Below are 20,038 nucleotides of genomic sequence, written 5' to 3'. Positions count from 1 at the left end.
TTATGCGCCCCGCCCGCCCTTTATGAGAAACCAGAGAAAGGGGAACCAATATGTCCCACGATAAATACATCTCTCCCTTCGAGACCCGTTACGCCTCCCCCGAGATGCAGTACATCTTCTCGGAGGACAACAAGTTCCGCACCTGGCGCCGGCTGTGGATCGCCCTGGCCAAGGCCGAGAAGGCCAATGGCCTGAACATCACCGACGAGCAGATCGCCGAGCTGGAGGCCCACAAGGACGACATCAACTATGAGGATGCCATCCGCCGCGAGAAGGAATGCCGCCATGACGTGATGAGCCATGTGTATGCCTACGGCCTGCAGTGCCCCAATGCCAAGGGCATCATCCACCTGGGCGCCACCAGCTGCTACGTGGGCGACAACACCGACGTGCTGGTGATGAAGGAGGGCCTGGAGCTGGTGCAGAAGAAGCTGGTGGGCGTTCTGGCTCTGCTGGCCAAGTTTGCCGACCAGTACAAGGATATGCCCGCCCTGGCCTACACCCATCTGCAGCCCGCCCAGCTCACCACCGTGGGCAAGCGCGCCAGCCTGTGGCTGAACGAGCTGTACATGGACTACGAGGAGATCACCAATCGGATGAACGCTCTGGCCCTGCTGGGCAGCAAGGGCACCACCGGCACCCAGGCCAGCTTCGTGGAGCTGTTCGAGGGCGACTCCGCCCGCATCAAGGCGGTGGAGGCCTCCATCGCCGCCGAGCTGGGCTTCGACAAGGTGGTTCCCGTGTCCGGCCAGACCTACAGCCGCAAGGTGGACTTCCAGGTGCTGAGCGCTTTGTCTGGCCTTGCCCAGAGCGCCATGAAGATGTGCACCGACATCCGCATCCTGGCCAACTTCAAGGAGATGGAGGAGCCCTTTGAGAAGAACCAGATCGGTTCCTCCGCCATGCCCTACAAGCGCAACCCCATGCGCTGCGAGCGCGTCTGCGCCCTGGCCCGCTACCTGATGGTGGACATCCTGAACCCGGCCTTCACCGCCGGCACCCAGTGGTTCGAGCGCACCCTGGACGACTCTGCCAACAAGCGCATTGCTGTGGCCGAGGCCTTCCTGGCCGCCGATTCCATCCTGAACATCCTGCTCAACGTGTGCGACGGCCTGGTGGTTTACCCCAAGGTTATCCGCAGCCGCGTGATGGCCGAGCTGCCCTTCATGGCTGCCGAGAACATCATGATGAGCGCTGTGAAGAAGGGCGGCGACCGTCAGGAGCTGCACGAGAAGCTGCGCCAGCACTCCATCGCCGCCGCCGCGCAGGTGAAGGAGGAGGGCAAGCCCAACGACCTGATCGACCGTGTGGTGAACGACGCCAGCTTCGGCCTGACCCATGCCGACATCGACGGCGTTCTGGTGCCCGAGCACTTCACCGGCCGCAGCGCCCAGCAGGTGGAGGAGTTCCTCAATGAGGTCATCCGTCCCGTGCTGGCCGCTCACCCGGAGGCTGCGGGCCAGCACGCCGAGCTGAACGTCTGATTTTACAGGCGCGGCGGCTCCGGCTGACATAAAAAGAAAAAACGCCCTCTGCTCTTTCAAAAGCAGAGGGCGTTTTGCATACAGGGAAGGGAATGCAGCTCAGAGCCGGCAGTCCAGCGCGATGCGCAGCAGCAGGGCGTAATCGTCCAGCGCGCGGATCAGATCGTATTCGCCGCCCCGCTTGGCCCAGTCGGAGCCGTGGCCCCGCACCGAGACCATCACCATGCGGGCGCACTGCTCCGGCGGGAAGGGGCAGGTGAACCGGCCGCTGGCCGCGCCCCGGATCATCAGCTCCTCCAGAATCCGGCTGATGGGCCGGCTCTCGGAAAGATAGTTGCGTTTGGCGTCGTGGGCGGGGGCGCTGGTCAAACAGCGGCAGACCCCCGCGCCCACCCGCTGGCAGTAAACGCCGTAGCTGTGGATGAACCGGTCAAGATTGGCCGCCTCATCCGGCCCGAAGCGGGGGAGCACTTCCTGCTGGTAAAAATCGTCGATGCCCGCGAAAAAGGCCAAAAGCAGATCGGCTTTTTCCGGGAAATAGTGATAAAAGGTGCCGGTGGATATTCCGAGGCTGGTGCAGATGCCCCGTACGGTCAGGTTTTCGTAGCCCACCTGATCGATCATAGGGTAGATCTGTTCCAGCAGTTCCTGGCGGCGGGCATTCTTTTTGACCGCTGTCCGCATGGGGCGAGACCTCCTTTTCTGGCGCAAACGCGCATACCGGTTTTTACCGGCAAACCATGAACTTATTATAGAACGAAATACACAGAAAAACAAATATTTTGTGGAAATAAATTGAAATAATACAAAAAGAAACACAGAACGGGCCCTTGAGGCCGGAATGTGCTATAATACGATAGGCAATGCTGCATCGTTCCGGATGGAGGAACGCGCCGGAAGCGTTTACTGTGAAGGATGCAGTGCTGCCCATACAGAATCAACGGGCCTCAAAGTGGTCCGAACAAAAAGGAAAGGCGGGAAAAACGATGCGGGAGCTGTGCCGGGTCGATCGAAAACTGAGTGAGGAGGATGCAAAGGAGGTGCTGCGCAAGGCGAACTTCGGCACGCTGGCCACCATCAACGAGGACGGCTGGCCCTACGCCGCGCCCATGGCCTTTGCCCTGAAGGGCGACACCCTCTACTTCCATTCGGCCAAGCGGGGCCAGAAGCTGGAGAACATCACCCGGGACGGCCGGGCCAGCTTCACGGCGGTGCTCTACGCCCACAACGTGCCCGAGCGGTTCGAGGTAATCTACGCCAGCGCCATCGCCCAGGGACCGGTGCGCATCCTCACCGAGGAGAGCGAGCGGATGGCGGCCATGCGGGCCATCTGCGAAAAATACTCCGCCGACCATGTGGACACCCCCGCCTACGAGCGCACCATGAAGGGCATGCCCGCGGTGGTCATGTTCGCGCTGGACATCCAGCAGCTGCGGGGCAAGGCCAACAAGGGCCGTCTGCTGGAGGAGAACTGAGATGCGGCTGGACAAGTTCGTTGCCCAGAGCCTGCAGCTGCCCCGCAGCGCGGCCCGGACCCTGATCACCAAGGGCCGGGTCACGGTGGATGGAAAGGTCTGCAAAAAGGCCGACACTGCTCTGTCCGGTGCCGAGACGGTGACCGCCGAGGGCAAACCTCTCAGCTGTCAGCAGTTCGTGTACATTATGCTCAATAAGCCCAAGGGCGTGGTGAGCGCCAGCACCGACAAGCGGGATCGCACCGTGGTGGACCTGCTGGAAGGCGCCTTCCCCCGGCGGGAGCTGTTCCCGGCGGGCCGGCTGGACAAGACCAGCACCGGCTTTGTGCTGCTCACCGACGACGGGGCCTTCGCCCACGCGATTCTTTCGCCCCGCCGCCACGTGCCCAAGACCTACCGGGTGGAGCTGGACACCCCGGTCACCCCGGCCATGGTGGCCGCCTTTGAGGAGGGTGTGACCCTGGCGGATGGGGAGCGGATGCAGCCCGCGGGACTCATCCCGGACCCGGAGAACTCGCTTGCCGCCACCGTGGTGCTGCGGCAGGGGGTCTACCACCAGATCAAGCGGATGTTCGGCGTGCTGGATGCAGGGGTCAACGAGCTGCACCGGCAGGCCATCGGGGGTCTTTCGCTGGACCCGGAGCTGGCCCCGGGCCAGTGGCGGGAGCTTTCCGCCGAAGAGCTGGCCCGGCTTGCACCCGGCCTTGCCCCGGGCGGCGAAAATGCCTGAAAATGGCCTTGTGAAGCCGTTTTTTTGCAGTTCTATCAAAAAACTTACACAATTTTGTTGTAGGCTAAAAGGGTGCCTGAACCCCGGGTTTTTGGCCGGTATTCAAAATTACACAATAAATGGCAGAAAAAATCGTTGAAATATGTTGCAAAAGTATATTCCCTTGTGTAAAATATACACAGAGAGCCTGTGCAATTGTTCAAATATCACAAAGCTTATTGTGGAAAACATTACCGTCAAATAAAAGGGGAGCGTATTATGGCAAACAGAGTGTTTCAGGGTGTTGTCTACCAGATGAAGGACGCCATCAATCGGGTGGTCGGTGTGGTGGATGAGACCGGCACCGTGATTTCCTGTTCCGATCTGAACATGATCGGCGAGGTGCGGGACGGCTTTGTGGCCGAGCGCCTGGCCGGCGACTGCTTCGTCAAGGACGGCTGCAGCTACCATCAGTTCAGCTCCAACAAACACAACGATTACGCCGTGTATGTGGAAGGCACCGACGATACTGCCGCTCAGTTTGCCAGCCTGCTCGCCATCAGCCTGCAGAGCATCAAGCAGTACCACGACGAGAAGTTCGATAAGGCCAACTTCATCAAGAACGTGGTGCTGGATAACATCCTGCCCGGCGATATCTACGCCAAGGCCCGCGAGCTGCACTTTGCCACCGATGTGTCCCGGGTGGTGTTCCTGATCCGCGTGACCAGCGGCACCGACATCTCCGCCTACGATGTGGTGAGCAGCCTGTTCCCGGACAAGCAGAAGGACTTCGTGTTCAACATCAGCGAGACCGACACCGTGCTGGTGAAGGAGATCAAGCGGGGCATCGACCAGAAGGATCTGGAAAAGCTGGCCTCCAGCATCGTGGATACCCTGTCCGGCGAGCATTACATCAAGGCCACCGTTGGCATCGGTACCCCCATCGCCAACGTGAAGGACCTGGCCGCCAGCTTCAAGGAAGCCCAGGTGGCCATGGAGGTGGGCAAGGTGTTCGACACCGAGCAGTCCATCATCAGCTACGACAATCTGGGCATCGCCCGCCTGATCTACCAGCTGCCCACCACCCTGTGCGAGATGTTCCTGCGCGAGGTGTTCAAGCAGGGCAGCATCGAAAGCCTGGACAATGAGACTCTGTTCACCATCCAGCGCTTCTTCGAGAACAATCTGAACGTTTCCGAGACCAGCCGTGGCCTGTTCGTACACCGCAACACCCTGGTGTACCGCCTGGAGAAGATCAAGAAGCTCACCGGTCTGGACCTGCGGGAATTCGACGACGCCATCGTGTTCAAGGTGGCACTGATGGTAAAGAAATATCTGAGCGCCAACCCGGCAAAATACTGATTGCGCGCAGGCCCCCAGGGCCTGTGCCGGGCGGCGATGTCTGCCCATGGGCCGGCCGCTATGCCGCGCCGCAGTGCAATTTTCGCACCGCGGTGCCGGCCGAATGCGCCGGCCCTCGTTTTGTAACAGCGAAACAGCAAGCAAAAAAGGAAAAACAGGCCGCACCCGCGGCCATGCCGCCCGCAGCCGGGCGGCGTATGGGGAGAAAAAATGATTGTATTTGACCGCGTTTCCAAGGTGTACCCCGGGGGCAACACCGCACTGAAAAATGTGAGCCTTCACATCCAAAAAGGCGAGTTCGTGTTTGTTCTGGGCCATTCCGGCGCGGGCAAATCCACCTTCCTCAAGCTGATCCTGCGGGAGGAAAAGGCCACCAGCGGCCGGGTGTTTGTGAACGGCAAGGACCTGACCCGCATGAAGGAAAAGGACGTGCCCTATCTGCGCCGCAACATGGGCGTGGTGTTCCAGGACTTCCGCCTCATTCCCAGCATGACCGCCTACGAGAACGTGGCCTTCGCCATGCGGGTGACCAACATCCCCGAAAAGAAGATCGCCAGCCGGGTGCCTTACGTGTTCAGCCTGGTGGGCCTTTCCGAAAAGATGGACAAATACCCGGATGAGCTTTCCGGCGGCGAGCAGCAGCGCGTGGCGCTGGCCCGTGCTCTGGTGCACAGCCCCCAGCTGATCATTGCCGACGAGCCCACCGGCAACATCGACCCGGAGCTGAGCATCGAGATGATGGAGCTGCTCAGCGCCATCAACAGCGTGGGCATCACCGTGGTGGTGGTTACCCACGAGCATGAGCTGGCCCGCCACTTCAGCAAGCGGGTCATCACCATTGACCACGGCAACGTGATCGACGACTCCCTGAACCGGCAGGAGTCCGGAGAAGATGCAGGGGAGGTGATCCTGTGAAGTGGTCCAGCTTTAAATACCTTGCCCGTCAGGGCCTTCACAACATGATCAACAACCGGCTGATGAGCTTTGCCAGCGTGGGCGTGCTCACCGTATGCCTCATCATCACCGGTGTTGCGGGCCTGTTCACCGCCAACATGAACAGCCTGATGATCTATCTGCGCAGCCAGAACGAGGTGGTCGTCTATCTGGACGAAAACCTGGACGAGACGGGTCTCGCCTCGGTGGACAGCGCTCTGCGCTCCATCAGCGGCCTGAAGGAAGTGACCTATGTCTCCAAGGATGAAGCGCTGGACCTGATGCGGGAATCCATGGGCGACAAGGGCGAGCTGTTCGATGTGTTCGAGGGCGAGGAAAACCCCTTCCTGGCCAACTACAAGGTGGTTCTGCAGGATGTGGGCCAGATGGAGGAGATTGTGCCCCAGCTGGAGAGTATCTCGGGCGTGGTGGATGTGAACGTGCCCACCGGCCTGTCTGACCTGGTGGTGAACATCCACAAGGCGGTCACCGTCATCAGCGTGGGCCTTGTGGTGGTGCTGGGCTTCGTGAGCATCGTGGTCATCAGCAATACCATCCGCCTCACCGTGTTCGCCCGCCGCAAGGAGATCAACATCATGAAGTACGTGGGCGCCACCAACGGCTTCATTCGTCTGCCCTTCTTTGTGGAGGGCATCGCCGTGGGCCTGATCGCCGGTGTGATCTCCTCGGCCATCGTACTGGGCGGCTATCAGCTGCTGCTCATCTACTGCGTGGATTTCCCCGCCTTCTGGGGTACCATCCTGAACGACGTGCTGCTGGGCATGGACAAGGTCTGGTGGCAGGTTCTGGTGGCTTTTCTGGCCTTCGGCAGCCTGATCGGCAGCGTGGGCACCGCCACCTCCATCCGCAAATACCTGCACGTATAAACCGCGCTCCGTGGCCGGCCGGCCGCGGGCACCAGCAAAAGGAGCGATTCTCATGAGCAAGCAACTTCGGGCACCCTGGCGGCGGGCGCTGTGCGGCGCGCTGGCTGTGTGCATGGCTGCCGTATGCGGCGGCGCGGCGGTAAACGCCGATTATAAATCCGACTGGGAGAAGGCCGAGCAGGAGCTGAAAAAGGAAGAGCAGGTCCTCCAGCAGATCAAAAACGAGAAGAACAAGGCTGAGCAGCAGAAGAAGAGTCTGGAAAACCAGCAGACCATCATCATCAGCCAGATCAACGACACCATCGATCAGATCAACCAGAAGAACAGCGAGATCGCCATCCAGCAGCAGGCCATCGCGGATCAGCAGGCGGTGATCGACGAGCGCTGGGCGGACTTCAAGGAGCGCATGCAGGCCATGCAGGTGATGCAGGATACCGGCGCCGTGGCGGTGCTGGCCAGCGCCCAGAGCCTGTACGACCTGCTCACCTACTCCGACAACCTGCAGCGCATCAGCGAAAAGGATACCGAGATCCTGCAGGAGATGAACGACGAGAAGGCACGGCTGGAGGAAGAGGAGGCCGCTCTGGAAGCAGCCAAGGCCGATCTGGAGGATGCAAAAGCCGCTCTGGACAGCAAGGAGAACCAGCTGGCTGCCAACATCCAGGCCCAGAATAAGACCATCAGCGACAAGGAGGCCGCGGCTCAGGCACAGGAGACTGTGGTGGCCGAGATGCAGAAGAAGGCCGATGAGGCCGAAAAGCAGTACGAGGCCTGGGTGGCCAGTCAGGCGTCCACCGGCAGCGGTGTGTGCGCCGAGGGCTTCCGCTGGCCGCTGGACATCGCCGGCCGGGTGACCACCGAGTTCGGCGCCACCCAGAACATCAACGGCGTGATTCAGACCGGCCACAGCGGCATGGACATCGCCGCTCCCTACGGCACCCCCATCAAGGCCGCCCATGACGGCGTCATCTCCTCCACCACCGGCCACTGGAGCTACGGCAACGTGGTCATGGTGGACAACGGCGACGGCGTGACCACCCTGTATGCCCACATGAGCAGCATTGCCGTGGGCGTGGGCCAGTCGGTGAAGCAGGGCGACGTGATCGGCTATGTGGGAAATACCGGAAATTCCTACGGCAACCATCTGCATTTTGAAGTGCGCATCAACGGCGTGAAGCAGAACCCCCGCAACTACGTGGCGTTCTGATCGCCGCCCCAACCAGGAAAGGAGCCCCATGAAGGACAACAAAAAACTCGTTCGTACCGTGAGTCTGGTGCTTGCCGTGCTCATGGTGCTCACCATCTTCAGCTCCATGGCGATCCAGATCGCCTATCTGATCTGACCGGCAAACGCCACGGAGGAAACGCAAGACCATGAACAAGAAAATTTCCATCAGCATGGCGCTGACCATCGCCATCATCGCCATGACGGTGACCTTTTCCATCACCATGATTCTGGCGCGCCAGATGTTCGACGCCACCATCCCTTCCGTTAAGGAAAAGGAGAGCATGTACAGCAAAATCGCCGAGCTGGACAAGTACGTGCGCGCCAACTACTACGGCGACATCCAGGATGCTACCCTGAACGACATGATGGCCTACGGCTATGTTCTGGGCATTGGCGACAAGAACGCCAACTACTACACCGCGAAGCAGTATGCCGAGCTGGTGGAGGTGCAGAACGGCAACATCATGGGCATCGGCGTGGATGTGGTGAAGGATTCCTCGGGTTACGCCCGCATCACCAAGGTCTACGATTCCAGCCCCGCTTCGGAGTTGGGCCTGCAGGTGGGCGGTTTCATTACCGCCATCAACGGAGCCGAGGTGAAGGGTCTGACAGCCGCCAACGTGACCGCCCAGTTGCAGGGCGAAGCGGGCACCGAGGTCACCGTGACCTATATGGCGCCGGACGGCACCACCGCCGACCACACCATCAACCGCAGCCGCTATACCATCCCCAGTGTGGAATACCAGATGCTGGGCGAAAGCTATGGCTACATCAAGATCTACCGGTTCGACGGTACCACCCAGGGCACCTTCAGCAAGGCGGTGGAGGAGCTGCAGAACCAGGGGGCCAAGGCCCTGGTCTTTGACCTGCGCGACAACGTGGGCGGTCAGCTGGATGTGGCGGTGAACTGCATCGATCAGCTGGTGCCCGAGGCGGATATCGTATTCGCCGAGGATAAGAATGGTGAGCAGACCCTACTGGGCTCCAGCGACGAGAGCTATGTGGATCTGCCCATGGTGGTGCTGGTAAACAACGGCACTGCCAGCACGGCGGAGCTGTTTGCAGCCAGCCTGCGTCAGCTTTCCGGTGCACAGCTGGTGGGCACCACCACTGCGGGCAAGGGCACCATCCAGGCGGAGCCCCACCGCATGAGCGACGGCAGCGCCGTGGTCATCACCACCGCCAAGATGCTCACCTCGGACAAGACCAGCTTTGACGGCACCGGTCTGACCGTGGATGTGGAGGTGGCCGCCAAGGCTGACGGCAGCGACACCACTCTGGTGAGCGTGGAGGAGGATACCCAGGTGCAGAAGGCGCTGGGTGTGGCCCAGACCATGAACGGCGGCACCGCTGCCTCCAGTGAGACCTCCAGCAGCGCGGCCAGCGGCGATGCATCCGCCGGTGAGGGCGGCGAGGCCACCAGCGAGGGTGCGGATTCCGCGGCCCCGGCCAGCGAAGCCACCGACGGCGAATAAATCTTTTGAATACGATCGCGCAGCGCTCCGGCGGCCCGTTAAATGGGCTGCGGGGCGCTGCTGTCTGCCCGGGCAAAGGCTCCGGCAGGCGCAACACAAACAGAAAGGCGGGACCCTATGCCCAATTTAACGGATATTTCCACCATCCGGGACCTGTGTGCCCGGTATGATTTTGCACTGTCCAAGGGGTTCGGGCAGAACTTCATCGTGAACCCCGGCATCTGCCCCAAGATTGTGGAGGCCGCGGGCATCGACAAGAGCTGGGGCGTGATCGAGGTGGGCCCTGGCGTGGGCGTGCTCACCAAGGAGCTGGCCCTGCGGGCGAACAAGGTGGTGGCCATTGAGGTGGACCAGCGCCTGCCGCCCCTGCTGGCGGAAACGCTGGCCGAGTTCGATAACGTGGAGATCCTGTTGCAGGATGTACTGAAGGTGGATCTGGCCGGGCTGATCCGGGAGAAATTTGCCGGAATGCCGGTGGCGGTGTGCGCCAACCTGCCCTATTACATCACCAGCCCCATCCTGATGCGGCTGCTGGAGGAGAAGCTGCCCATCCAGCATATCACCGTTATGGTGCAGAAGGAAGCGGCGGACCGCATCACCGCCACCCCGGGCACCCGTGAGGCGGGCGCTATCAGCTACGCGGTGGATTACTACGCAAAGCCCCGGCTGCTGTTCACGGTGCAGCCCGGCAGCTTTTATCCGCCGCCGAAGGTGACCAGCGCGGTGATCCAGCTGCAGGTGCGCCAGCAGCCCGCGGTGCAGGTGGAGGACGAAGCAGGCTTCTTCAAGCTGGTGCGTGCGGCCTTCGGCCAGCGGCGCAAGACCGCGGCCAACTCCATCAGCAACGGCATGGGCCTGCCCAAGGCAAAGGTGGCCGCCGCGCTCCAGGCGGCGGGACTGAGCCCCACCGCCCGCCCCGAACAGCTGACGCTGGAGGATTTCTGCGCGCTGCAGAAGGCGCTGGCTGCGGCAAACTGAGCCGCCGCGTTTAAACAGATGAACATTGCCGCCGGGCCCCGAAACTAGGAAAAGGGGACCGGCGGCAAAATCTGTCTTGCACGCGGGCAGTTTTTTTGGTATAATATTTCTTGCTGAATATGCTGGTGTAGCACAGCTGGTAGTGCAGCTGATTTGTAATCAGCAGGTCGGGGGTTCGAATCCGTCCACCAGCTCCAGTTCGTCGCGGACTCCGGTCCGTGCAAAAGCCCCGGTCGAAGGACCGGGGCTTTCTTCATCCCTGCGTCGCTCCTCACTTCCCCATGAAAATTTGCTCCGCAAATTTTCATGGGGGCCCCAGCAGGGCGTGGCCTGCCCGATGGACTGCGCTCCATTCAAAAAGCCCGGTCGAAAGACCGGGCTTTTCTCATACCGCTGCGTCATTCCTCCTTCTCCCCACGAAACTTTGCTTTGCAAACTTTCGCGGGGGCCCCGGAAGCAAGTTCCGATAAGGAGCTTGTCGATTTTTCCTTATTCCCTGTTCACTATTCACTCTTCACTAAACCGGCAGAGTCGATTTTTGGAAGGGAATAGTGAAGAGGGAATAGTGAATAAGTAAGGTGTGCCGCATGCGCGGCACGGATTTTAATGGTTGGGGTGATGATTGTGCGCAGTCCGTTGCAGGATAAATCCAAAGCCTTCGCTTTAGAAATTATCCGGGTATGTAATGAAATCAAGCGTGAAAAACGGGAGGGCGTTCTCGCCAATCAGCTGATTCGATCTGGTACCAGCGTGGGGGGGCGAATATCCGGGAAGCCATGTATGCCCACGGTAAGGCTGATTTTATTGCAAAATTGCAGATTGCCCTGAAAGAATGTTCGGAAAGTGAATGCTGGCTGGAACTGTTGATTGAGAACGGTTATTATGAAGATTCTGCTATTTTAAAGCAATGCACAGAGGTCAAACGATTGCTGATTGCTTCCATCAATACAGCGAAGAAGCCAGTGTAAAAGTATCTGTTGTGTTGCGATGTTTCAGCTCGCCGCAAGCTGTGTTTGCTTGCGGCACATTTTTTATATCAGACCGGCTTCTCTTCCAAATTCCGTCGGAGTCTGGTATAATAACCCTCAAATGACCCTTTCGCACAAAAGCAAAGGGAAAAATGGAGGCTTTTCCATGAGAACAGCGTGTGTGGACATTGGCGGTACTTATATTAAAACGGCGGTGCTGGAGGACGGGCGGCTTTCCTCTTTGCAGGAAACGTCCACCAATGCGGCTGCCGGCGCAGAGCAGATGCTCCGGAATGTGGCGGAGCTGGTGCATGGGATGCCCGGTGTGCAGTGTGTGGGCATTTCCACTGCCGGAGAGGTGGAGCCGCAGACCGGTCGCATCCGGTTTGCCTGCAACATTCCCGGTTACACCGGTATGAACCCGAAAACTCTGCTGGAGCAGCAGCTGGGCCTGCCGGTGGCGGTGGAAAACGATGTTAACGCCGCTGCCATGGGCGAATACGCCTTCGGTGCGGCAAAGGGAAAACAGGATTTCCTGATGCTCACCTTTGGTACCGGCATCGGCGGCGCGGCCTTTGCGGGCGGGCAGCTGTACCGGGGCAGCCTGGGCAGCGCCGGGGAATTTGGCGGCCTGATCACCCATCCGGAGGCGGTGGACCCGGCCTGCCAGGGCACGGGCAGCTATGAGCGCTACGCCAGTACCACTGCGCTGGTAAAACGGGTAAGCGCCCGCTTTCCGGAACTGACCGACGGCCGGGCCATCTTCGCACGGCTGGAGGATGACAGCGTGCGGGCCGAAGTGGACGGCTGGATCCGCGAGATCAGCTATGGCCTTGTGTCGCTTATCCACGCCTTTGACCCGGAAGCTGTGGTGCTGGGCGGCGGCGTGATGAAGCAGGACTACATCCAGAGCCAGCTGGCCCGGCAGCTGCAGCCGCTTTTAAAGCCCAGTTTCCGGGGCTGCCGGCTGATTCCTGCGCAGCTGGGCAACCAGGCGGGCCTGATGGGCGCGGGGTATCTGGCAGGCCGGTGCGCCGGTCTGAAATAACAGGCTTTTTCGTAAATTCAAAAAAGGAGGCGAAGGAATTTGCCGGATTTGTATGTGATGTTTTCCCACACCAACACCGGGATGGGCCGGATGATCCGGGCGGTGACCGGGAGCAGCTATAACCATGTTTCCATCAGCCTGCGGCCGGATCTGGCGGTCTGTTATTCCTTTGCCCGCCGCAACAAGCACAATGCGCTGGCGGGCGGCTTTGTGGCCGAGGATGCGGGCCGCCTGTGCGACGAGGGCGACATCCGGGTGCGGGTCTGCCGGGTGCCGGTGACCCGGCGCCAGTTCGACGCCGCCCGCAACATGCTCATGGTCTGCCGGGCCCAGCCGGGCCGCACCATCTACAATACATACGGGGCCATGGCCAGTGTGGTGGGGTTCCATCTGGCCCTGCCCGGGGCTTTCACCTGCGTGGAGTTTGTGAGCCGCTGCCTTGGCCTGCGCGTCATTCAGGTGCAGTCGCTGCTGCACCGGCTGGAACCGTATGCCATCTACGAGGGCAGTTATCTGGAATACACCCGCGCCGCAGTGCAGCGGCAGGGCGAATATTTCCGGCCCTTGAGCACCGTGGATGTGGTGCGCCGCAACGCCGGCCACTTTGGAGATCTGAGCCTGCGGCTGGTGTGCAAGATGTATGGCAGAATTTGACGGCGGCCTCTGCTGCAAAAAATGCTTTGCAACCGGGCTTTGGTTCTGGTATAATAAAAACATTCGAGCGGTTCGCCGCCCGTAAGGGCCATTAGCTCAGCTGGTCAGAGCTGTCGGCTCATAACCGATTGGTCCCGGGTTCAAGTCCTGGATGGCCCACCAGACAAAAAGCGCCTTTGCCGATGTTCGGCGAAGGCGCTTTTGTTTTGCTCAGTTGTCGGGCTCGGCGGAGAGATCCTCATCGGTGCATCGGCTGGTTTTCCGATAATCGGTGGGGCTTTGGCCGGTGAACCGGCGGAAGCTCTGGGAAAAATAGCTGGAGGAGGAAAAACCCAGAAAATGAGCAATCTCAGAGAGGTTGTGGTCGGTGTGCTCCAGCAGATATTTGCTTTCCCGGATCCGCCGCTCAATCAGATAGTTGATGGGGGAGATGCCGTATTCCTTCTTGAAGGAATGGGCCAGATAATACTTGTTCACGTGGGTGAGGTTTGCCAGCTGATTCAGGTCGATGGGCTCGGCAAAGTGTTCGTCGATGTAGCGGCGGGCGGCGGCGCATTCCTTGTTGGTGTGCAGCTCCTGCTCGCTGTTCAGGGTAAAATGGGTGTGCCGTAGCAAAAGCGAGAGCAGCACCACCAGAAGATGCTGGCAGACATTCTCCCAGCCCGGCGGCTGGGTGGAGGCCTCCGAGATCAGCATCCGCAGCAGCGCCGCGATCTCGGAACGGGATTCCCGATAGTTCAGCACCGAAAACTGCTGGCCCTTGGTGTCGAACACCAGGTCCACCCCGCTGATGCCCAGAGCGATGTATTCCAGTGGATTGCTGGGGATGCTGGATTCCGTGTGTTCCACGTTGGGGTTGATGATGATCATGTCATCGCTGCCCACGGGCAGCACCCGGTCCTTCATGCGGAACTCGCCGATGCCCCGCACGCAGTAAAACAGCTCCATGTTGGGGTGGCTGTGCAGGGTGCTGTGCCAGTCTGTGTTAAACTGAGCGTCGGTCACATACAGCAGGCTGGCGTTTCCCAGAAGGGCGGAAAAGGAGCCCGGTGAACGCTGGGAAGCGCTCAGATCCAGGTCATATCGTTTGGTGCTCATGCAAAAACCTCCCTGCCGGATATTTTTACGGCCGCATATCCGAACGATTTGCATCCGTTCGGCGGCTGCACAAGGCAAAAGACCTAAAATTCCGGAGAATTTATAAAATATTGAGCAAAATATAATCGATTGTTTGGCTTTATTATAACGCCATTTTTTTAAAATGCAAATTTGCATGAACAATTTTGGTTGATAAAGTGAAAAAATATGAGAGTATGATGGAAAATTGGTCGTTTTGAATTGACGATAAAAACAAAAAATAGTGAGCTGTTCTACGAATTTTTTGACAATGGCAATATAGCCAGAAATTGTTTGGGTTTTTTGTTGATGTTAAATACAAAAATTACTCCCAAAAGGAGCGCATACTGGGGAAAATGAACACAAAAACAAGCGGTATAAAAGTTAGAGCAAGAAAACTCTTGTATTCCTGGTTGGAAACGGTATACTGGAATCAGGAAATGCAGGGAAGCGCGAAAACCGAAGGAAGTGCAACAGCGTTCCTTCCGTCCCTGCGTTATGGATACACGAAACAGGAGGTACACTATGAAAAAGGCACTTAGCATGCTGCTGGCAGTCATGATGGCTGCATCCGTGTTCACCGCTTGCGGCGGTGGCACCACCAGCACCGGCTCTACCAGCACCGCCGCTTCCGGCGCGTCCGGCTCCACCGCTTCTGCAGAGGGCGATTACGCCGGCCAGACCCTGAAGGTCGCCGCCATTGAGACCGCTTACGGCTCCGAGATGTGGCAGAAGGTTGTGGATGGCTTCGAAGCCAAGACCGGCGCTACCGTAGAGCTGACCACCGACAAGAACCTGGAGGACGTGATCGATCCCCAGATGAAGGCCGGCAACTTCTATGACGTGGTTCATCTGGCCACCGGCCGTGAGAAGGCTCTGCCCGAGACCATGCTGAAAGAGAACGCTCTGACCGACCTGAGCGACGTTCTGGACATGAAGGTTCTGGGTGAGGATGTGACCGTGGGCGAGAAGATCATCCCCGGCTTCACCGGCAACCTGACCACCAACCCCTACAACGACGACCGCGTTTACATGATGCCCATGTTCTACGGCCCCTGCGGTCTGTTCTACAACAAGGCAAACTTCACCGAGGGCGGCGGCGAGCTGACCCTGCCCACCACCTGGGATGAGTTCTTCGCTCTGGCCGACCAGACCGACATCCCCCTGTTTACTTACCCCACCGCCGGCTACCTGGATGCGTTCATCTACGCCATGATCCCTGAGGTGGGCGGTCAGGACTTCTTCAACAACGCTCTGCGTTACGACGAGGCTACCTGGGCCAGCGAAGAGATGGGTCAGATGTTCGACGTGCTGGGCAAGCTGGCTGCGAACACCGAGAAGTCCACTCCCTCCAACGGCAACTCCGACAACTTCACCAAGAACCAGCAGCTGATCCTGGACAACAAGGCGCTGTTCATGCCCAACGGCAACTGGGTCATCGGCGAGATGGCCGACGCTCCCCGTGCTGACGGCTTCGAGTGGGGCTTCATGGCTCTGCCTGCAATGGAGCAGGGCGGCGACCGCTACAGCTACACCTTCTTCGAGCAGTGCTGGGTTCCCGCCGGTTCTCAGAATCAGGAGCTGGCCAAGGTATTCATCAGCTACCTGTACAGCGATGAGGCTGCTGCCATCTTCGCCGAGTCCGGTGCGGTTCAGCCCATCGTTGGTATGACCGACAAGCTGAGCGACGACAACAAGGTCTACTACAGCGTATACGACAACGGCGCCAAGGCTGCCATCGGCACCTTCGCCACCACCAAGCCCGTGGAAGGCATGGACTTCAAGCAGGTCTTCTGCTTCACCATGGACAGCGTTGTGAACGGCAACAAGACTGCTGAGCAGTGGCATACCGATATGCAGGATGCCTGCAAGACCATGGCCGCAGCCATGGAGTAAACGTTGTCGGCGCTGGCCACAATGTTCAAATGCGCATGGCAAACTGGATGCGCCGTAAGGCGCCTGCCGCGTAGGTAATCTGGTAAACCGGGCGGTGAACAGAAGGAATCAGCCTTTTGTTCACCGCCTTTTAGGTGAGAGGAGTTGGCACAATGCAAAAAAATAAAGCGCGCAGCCGGTTTATTGTGGCATGCGTGGCGCCGGCTACAATATTGGCGTTCATTTTCCTGGCAATCCCCACATTCAACGTGTTCCGCATGTCCCTGTTCCGCTGGGGCGGCTATTCCCCCAATCAGGAATTTGTGGGTCTGGAAAACTTTGTCACCCTGTTCAAGGATGAAAACTTCCTCCGTTCCTGCCGCAACAGCATCCTGCTGATCGTGCTGGTCACAGCGGTGACCATCGTGTTCGCACTGCTGTTTGCCGCCATTCTGACCCGTGAAAACCTCAAGGGTCAGAACTTCTTCCGCGTGATCTTCTACATCCCCAACATTCTGTCTGTGGTTGTTATCAGCGCCATCTTCAGCGCCATCTACGACGCCAACAACGGCCTGCTGAACAGCATCCTGAACATCTTCCGGGGCGACGCGGAGCCCATCTACTGGATGGGTGACCAGAAGATCGTTATCTACAGCCTGGCCATCGCCATGGTATGGCAGGCCATCGGTTACTACATGGTCATGTACATGGCCAGCATGTCCTCCATCTCCGAAAGCCTGTACGAGAGCGCGAACCTGGAGGGCGCTTCCCGGACCAAGCAGTTCTTCAGCATCACCCTGCCTCTGATCTGGACCAACATCCGCACCACTCTGACCTTCTTCATCATTTCCAACATCAACATGAGCTTCCTGTTTGTAAAGGCCATGACCAACGGCGGCCCGGACGGCGCCACCGAGGTGTTCCTGAGCTACATGTACAAGCAGGCCTACACCAACTCCACCTACGGCTACGGCATGGCCATCGGTGTTGTGGTGTTCACCTTCTCCTTCGCACTGGCCGCCATCGTGAACAAGGTGACCGAACGCGAAGCGCTGGAATTCTGATCGGAAAGGAAGCGTGTGCGAATGAATGCAAACAAGAAAACAAGCGGCCAGAGAAGCGATGCGCTGATCAAAGCCGTGATTTATATCGTGCTGATCGTGCTTGCAATCACGATCATTGTGCCTGTGGCGTGGGTGTTTATGGCATCCGTAAAGCAGAACAGCGAGTTCTACGGCAACCCCTTCACCCTGCCCCAGGGCCTCTACCTGCAAAACTTTGTGGATGCCTGGACCAAGGCCCGCATGGGCGAGTACTTCATGACCTCGGTCATGATCACCGCCATGTCGCTGGCGATCCTGCTGCTGGTGGCTCTGCCTGCAGCCTATGTGCTCAGCCGCTACAACTTCATCGGCCGCAAGGTCATCCGCGGCGGCTTCATGGCCGGCCTGTTCATCAACGTGAACTACATCGTTGTTCCCATCTTCCTGATGTTCGTGGCCGGTGACCGGGTGCTGAACTCTCTGTTCGGCAAATCCTTTTTCTTGAACAATCCCTTCGTGGTATCGGTGGTTCTGGCCTCCACCACGCTGCCCTTCACCATCTACCTGCTGAGCAGCTACCTGGCCACTCTGCCCAAGGACTACGAGGAAGCCGCCTATGTGGACGGCGCGGGCTACTTCACCACCATGGTGCGCATCATCCTGCCCATGGCCAAGCCCAGCATCATCACCGTAATCCTGTTCGAGTTCCTGGCTTACTGGAACGAGTACATCATCTCCATGACCATGCTCACCGATCCCAACGGCGCCCGCACCCTGCCGGTTGGCCTGCTGAACCTGATGAAGGCCCAGAACGCCAAGGCCGAGTACGGCCAGATGTACGCCGGTCTGGTTCTGGTCATGATCCCCACGCTGATCCTGTATATGTGTGTACAGAAAAAGCTCACTCAGGGCATGACTCTGGGCGGCCTGAAGGGCTAAGGAGGGAAACACGATGAATGAATACACCAAAAAGACCGTGAAACTGATCCTGGCCGGCATTGCTGCACTGGTGTGCCTGGCGCTGGTCATTGCGGGCCACTCCATGGGCTTCATGGCCGACATCCGGCAGGGAATGATCGGTCTGGGCATCCAGCTGGTGGGTCTGGCCGGCATCCTTGTGCTGCTGTATCTGTATAACAAACCCTACACAAAATAAAACGCACAAACGCGGCGTTCTGCCCGCGCCGAAACGAGCGGGCAGAACGCCGTATTTTGGTCAAAACCAGGAAAAGAGGAACAACATGAGCGAGAAAAAACTGACCGGCCGGGTAACCATTCCCACCAATCTGGACATTGTGCCGGAGACCATTGATATTCTGAAACGCTGGGGCGCAGACGCCATCCGTGACTGCGACGGCACTGAATTTCCCGAAGAGCTGACCAAGGTGGGCGCGAAGATCTACTCCACCTACTACACCACCCGGAAGGACAACGCCTGGGCAAAGGCCAACCCGGACGAGGTGCAGCAGTGCTACATCATGACCGGCTTCTACACCGCCACCGGCGACACTCTGTCGATTCCTCTGATGAAGGGCGTTTCCCAGGAGCTGATGGAAGTAAACACCCGCGACGACATCAAGCGCTGGTGGGAAGTGATCGACCGCACCACCGGCGAGGTGGTTCCCGTGGAGCAGTGGAGCTACAACGAGACCACCGGCTGCGTGGAGATCACCGGCTGCGCCGCCTTCCACGACTACACCGTGAGCTTCCTGGCCTACCTGATCTGGGATCCCGTACACATGTACAATGCGGTGACCAACGAGAAGTATGTGGACTGGTACGGCTACTCCGCCAGCGTTTCCCCCTACATCCTGAAGCAGTTTGAGGAGGAAGTTGGCTACAAGTTCCGCCCCGAGTTCATCATCGATCAGGGCTACTACAACAACCAGTACCGGGTGCCCAGCAAGGAGTTCAAGGACTTCCAGGCCTTCCAGCGCCGCGAAGTTGCCAAGCTGGCCAAGGAGATGGTGGACATCACCCACGAGCTGGGCAAGGAAGCCATGATGTTCCTGGGCGACCACTTCATCGGCACCGAGCCCTTCATGGATGAGTTCAAGACCATCGGCCTGGACGCCGTGGTGGGCAGCGTGGGCAACGGCTCCACCCTGCGCCTGATTTCCGACATCCCCGGCGTGAAGTACACCGAGGGCCGTTTCCTGCCTTACTTCTTCCCGGATACCTTCCACGAGGGCGGCGACCCGGTGAAGGAAGCCAAGGAGAACTGGGTGACCGCCCGCCGCGCCATCCTGCGCAAGCCCGTGGACCGGATCGGCTACGGCGGCTACCTGAAGCTGGCGCTGGATTTCCCCGAGTTTGTGGATTACATCGAGAGCGTCTGCAACGAGTTCCGTGAGCTGTACGAGAATGCCAAAGGCACCACCGCCTACTGCGTCAAGACCGTGGCTGTGCTGAACAGCTGGGGCAAGGCCCGCAGCTGGGGCTGCCACATGGTGCACCATGCACTGTACCAGAAGCAGAACTACAGCTACGCCGGCGTGATCGAGGCGCTGAGCGGCGCTCCCTTCGACGTGAAGTTCATCAGCTTCGACGACATCAAGGCCGACCCGAAGCTGCTGGATTCCATTGACGTGCTGATCAACGTGGGCGACGGCGACACCGCCCACACCGGCGGCGCTGTGTGGGAGGATCCGGAGATCGCTTCCGCCATCAAGGCCTTCATCTACAACGGCGGCGGCTTCATCGGCGTGGGCGAGCCCGCCGGCCACCAGTATCAGGGCCACTACCTGCAGCTGGCCACCGTGATGGGCGTGGAGAAGGAGACCGGCTTCACCCTGAACTACGA

The 20,038-nt window shown here is 59.1% G+C and carries 18 protein-coding genes, 2 tRNA genes and 1 pseudogene; 19 read left to right on the top strand and 2 right to left on the bottom strand.

The features are described 5' to 3' along the window. The first annotated feature begins 50 nt into the window (after positions 1-50). Positions 51-1,484, top strand: coding sequence for an adenylosuccinate lyase (gene purB / locus J7G73_RS03440; protein ID WP_291245242.1), 1,434 nt, complete (start codon positions 51-53; stop codon positions 1,482-1,484). Positions 1,485-1,583: 99 nt separating this feature from the next. On the opposite strand, the gene J7G73_RS03435 is transcribed toward purB, so the two are convergent. After that, positions 1,584-2,168, bottom strand: a complete 585-nt coding sequence (locus tag J7G73_RS03435) for a TetR/AcrR family transcriptional regulator (protein ID WP_291245241.1) — start codon at positions 2,166-2,168, stop codon at positions 1,584-1,586. Between the two features lie 302 nt (positions 2,169-2,470). On the opposite strand from J7G73_RS03435, the gene J7G73_RS03430 reads away from it, so the two are divergent. From J7G73_RS03430 to J7G73_RS03365, 13 genes and pseudogenes are all read left to right on the top strand, one after another. Then, entirely contained in the window at positions 2,471-2,959 is a 489-nt protein-coding gene (locus J7G73_RS03430; RefSeq protein WP_291245240.1) for a pyridoxamine 5'-phosphate oxidase family protein, read from the top strand. Position 2,960: 1 nt separating this feature from the next. Then, positions 2,961-3,689 (top strand): pseudouridine synthase, encoded by a 729-nt coding sequence (locus tag J7G73_RS03425; RefSeq protein ID WP_291245239.1) that lies wholly within the window; start codon positions 2,961-2,963, stop codon positions 3,687-3,689. 258 nt (positions 3,690-3,947) lie between these two features. After that, positions 3,948-5,030, top strand: coding sequence for a helix-turn-helix domain-containing protein (locus J7G73_RS03420; RefSeq protein WP_291245238.1), 1,083 nt, complete (start codon positions 3,948-3,950; stop codon positions 5,028-5,030). Between the two features lie 210 nt (positions 5,031-5,240). Beyond that, positions 5,241-5,945 (top strand): cell division ATP-binding protein FtsE, encoded by a 705-nt coding sequence (ftsE, locus tag J7G73_RS03415; RefSeq protein WP_087293236.1) that lies wholly within the window; start codon positions 5,241-5,243, stop codon positions 5,943-5,945. Then, positions 5,942-6,850 carry a permease-like cell division protein FtsX gene (gene ftsX, locus J7G73_RS03410; protein WP_291245237.1) on the top strand — a complete coding sequence of 303 codons (909 nt, stop codon included), beginning with the start codon at positions 5,942-5,944 and terminating at the stop codon, positions 6,848-6,850. Before ftsE ends, ftsX begins: the two co-directional genes overlap by 4 nt. Positions 6,851-6,902: 52 nt before the next feature. Next, entirely contained in the window at positions 6,903-8,057 is a 1,155-nt protein-coding gene (locus J7G73_RS03405) for a murein hydrolase activator EnvC (RefSeq protein ID WP_291245236.1), read from the top strand. Positions 8,058-8,224: 167 nt separating this feature from the next. After that, positions 8,225-9,553: a S41 family peptidase gene (locus J7G73_RS03400; RefSeq protein WP_291245235.1), complete on the top strand. Its 1,329-nt coding sequence runs from the start codon at positions 8,225-8,227 to the stop codon at positions 9,551-9,553. Positions 9,554-9,670: 117 nt separating this feature from the next. Continuing rightward, complete coding sequence (gene rsmA / locus J7G73_RS03395) at positions 9,671-10,531, top strand: 16S rRNA (adenine(1518)-N(6)/adenine(1519)-N(6))-dimethyltransferase RsmA (RefSeq protein WP_291245234.1); 861 nt, start codon at positions 9,671-9,673, stop codon at positions 10,529-10,531. 121 nt (positions 10,532-10,652) lie between these two features. Next, a tRNA-Thr gene (locus J7G73_RS03390) sits at positions 10,653-10,728 on the top strand. Between the two features lie 409 nt (positions 10,729-11,137). Next, positions 11,138-11,499, top strand: a pseudogene (locus tag J7G73_RS13660) (four helix bundle protein). Positions 11,500-11,665: 166 nt separating this feature from the next. Further along, on the top strand, positions 11,666-12,547 hold the full coding sequence (locus tag J7G73_RS03375) for an ROK family protein (protein WP_291245232.1): 882 nt from the start codon (positions 11,666-11,668) through the stop codon (positions 12,545-12,547). Between the two features lie 39 nt (positions 12,548-12,586). Beyond that, entirely contained in the window at positions 12,587-13,201 is a 615-nt protein-coding gene (locus J7G73_RS03370) for a hypothetical protein (RefSeq protein ID WP_283128725.1), read from the top strand. Positions 13,202-13,286: 85 nt separating this feature from the next. Continuing rightward, positions 13,287-13,363 (top strand) — tRNA-Ile (locus tag J7G73_RS03365). 48 nt (positions 13,364-13,411) lie between these two features. On the opposite strand, the gene J7G73_RS03360 is transcribed toward J7G73_RS03365, so the two are convergent. Continuing rightward, the gene (locus J7G73_RS03360) at positions 13,412-14,299 is read right to left on the bottom strand and encodes an AraC family transcriptional regulator (protein WP_291245231.1); all 888 of its coding nucleotides are present in this window, start codon (positions 14,297-14,299) and stop codon (positions 13,412-13,414) included. Between the two features lie 543 nt (positions 14,300-14,842). Between J7G73_RS03360 and J7G73_RS03355 the strand changes: the two genes are divergently transcribed. The 5 genes from J7G73_RS03355 to J7G73_RS03335 all read left to right on the top strand — a co-directional run. Then, positions 14,843-16,213, top strand: a complete 1,371-nt coding sequence (locus J7G73_RS03355; RefSeq protein WP_291245230.1) for a carbohydrate ABC transporter substrate-binding protein — start codon at positions 14,843-14,845, stop codon at positions 16,211-16,213. A gap of 152 nt (positions 16,214-16,365) precedes the next feature. Then, the gene (locus tag J7G73_RS03350) at positions 16,366-17,256 is read left to right on the top strand and encodes a carbohydrate ABC transporter permease (protein WP_058962817.1); all 891 of its coding nucleotides are present in this window, start codon (positions 16,366-16,368) and stop codon (positions 17,254-17,256) included. A 21-nt stretch (positions 17,257-17,277) separates the two neighbouring features. Beyond that, on the top strand, positions 17,278-18,174 hold the full coding sequence (locus tag J7G73_RS03345) for a carbohydrate ABC transporter permease (protein WP_291245229.1): 897 nt from the start codon (positions 17,278-17,280) through the stop codon (positions 18,172-18,174). A gap of 13 nt (positions 18,175-18,187) precedes the next feature. Continuing rightward, positions 18,188-18,391 (top strand): hypothetical protein, encoded by a 204-nt coding sequence (locus J7G73_RS03340; protein ID WP_291245228.1) that lies wholly within the window; start codon positions 18,188-18,190, stop codon positions 18,389-18,391. Positions 18,392-18,476: 85 nt separating this feature from the next. Further along, a partial coding sequence (locus tag J7G73_RS03335; RefSeq protein ID WP_291245227.1) for a 1,3-beta-galactosyl-N-acetylhexosamine phosphorylase N-terminal domain-containing protein occupies positions 18,477-20,038 on the top strand: 1,562 nt, incomplete at its 3' end.

Origin of the sequence: Allofournierella sp. (assembly GCF_017889395.1) — a bacterium.
Lineage (GTDB): Bacteria > Bacillota > Clostridia > Oscillospirales > Ruminococcaceae > Allofournierella.
The sequence above is the reverse complement of the archived record's forward strand: the minus strand, read 5'-3'. Positions and strand labels throughout refer to the sequence as shown.

Excerpts from the sequence above, each read along its gene's own strand:
- purB (WP_291245242.1), top strand. The coding sequence starts at position 51 with ATGTCCCACGATAAATACATCTCTCCCTTCGAGACCCGTTACGCCTCC.
- J7G73_RS03435 (WP_291245241.1), bottom strand. The coding sequence starts at position 2,168 with ATGCGGACAGCGGTCAAAAAGAATGCCCGCCGCCAGGAACTGCTGGAA.
- J7G73_RS03430 (WP_291245240.1), top strand. The coding sequence starts at position 2,471 with ATGCGGGAGCTGTGCCGGGTCGATCGAAAACTGAGTGAGGAGGATGCA.
- J7G73_RS03425 (WP_291245239.1), top strand. The coding sequence starts at position 2,961 with ATGCGGCTGGACAAGTTCGTTGCCCAGAGCCTGCAGCTGCCCCGCAGC.
- J7G73_RS03420 (WP_291245238.1), top strand. The coding sequence starts at position 3,948 with ATGGCAAACAGAGTGTTTCAGGGTGTTGTCTACCAGATGAAGGACGCC.
- ftsE (WP_087293236.1), top strand. The coding sequence starts at position 5,241 with ATGATTGTATTTGACCGCGTTTCCAAGGTGTACCCCGGGGGCAACACC.
- J7G73_RS03405 (WP_291245236.1), top strand. The coding sequence starts at position 6,903 with ATGAGCAAGCAACTTCGGGCACCCTGGCGGCGGGCGCTGTGCGGCGCG.
- J7G73_RS03400 (WP_291245235.1), top strand. The coding sequence starts at position 8,225 with ATGAACAAGAAAATTTCCATCAGCATGGCGCTGACCATCGCCATCATC.
- rsmA (WP_291245234.1), top strand. The coding sequence starts at position 9,671 with ATGCCCAATTTAACGGATATTTCCACCATCCGGGACCTGTGTGCCCGG.
- J7G73_RS03375 (WP_291245232.1), top strand. The coding sequence starts at position 11,666 with ATGAGAACAGCGTGTGTGGACATTGGCGGTACTTATATTAAAACGGCG.
- J7G73_RS03360 (WP_291245231.1), bottom strand. The coding sequence starts at position 14,299 with ATGAGCACCAAACGATATGACCTGGATCTGAGCGCTTCCCAGCGTTCA.
- J7G73_RS03355 (WP_291245230.1), top strand. The coding sequence starts at position 14,843 with ATGAAAAAGGCACTTAGCATGCTGCTGGCAGTCATGATGGCTGCATCC.
- J7G73_RS03350 (WP_058962817.1), top strand. The coding sequence starts at position 16,366 with ATGCAAAAAAATAAAGCGCGCAGCCGGTTTATTGTGGCATGCGTGGCG.
- J7G73_RS03345 (WP_291245229.1), top strand. The coding sequence starts at position 17,278 with ATGAATGCAAACAAGAAAACAAGCGGCCAGAGAAGCGATGCGCTGATC.
- J7G73_RS03340 (WP_291245228.1), top strand. The coding sequence starts at position 18,188 with ATGAATGAATACACCAAAAAGACCGTGAAACTGATCCTGGCCGGCATT.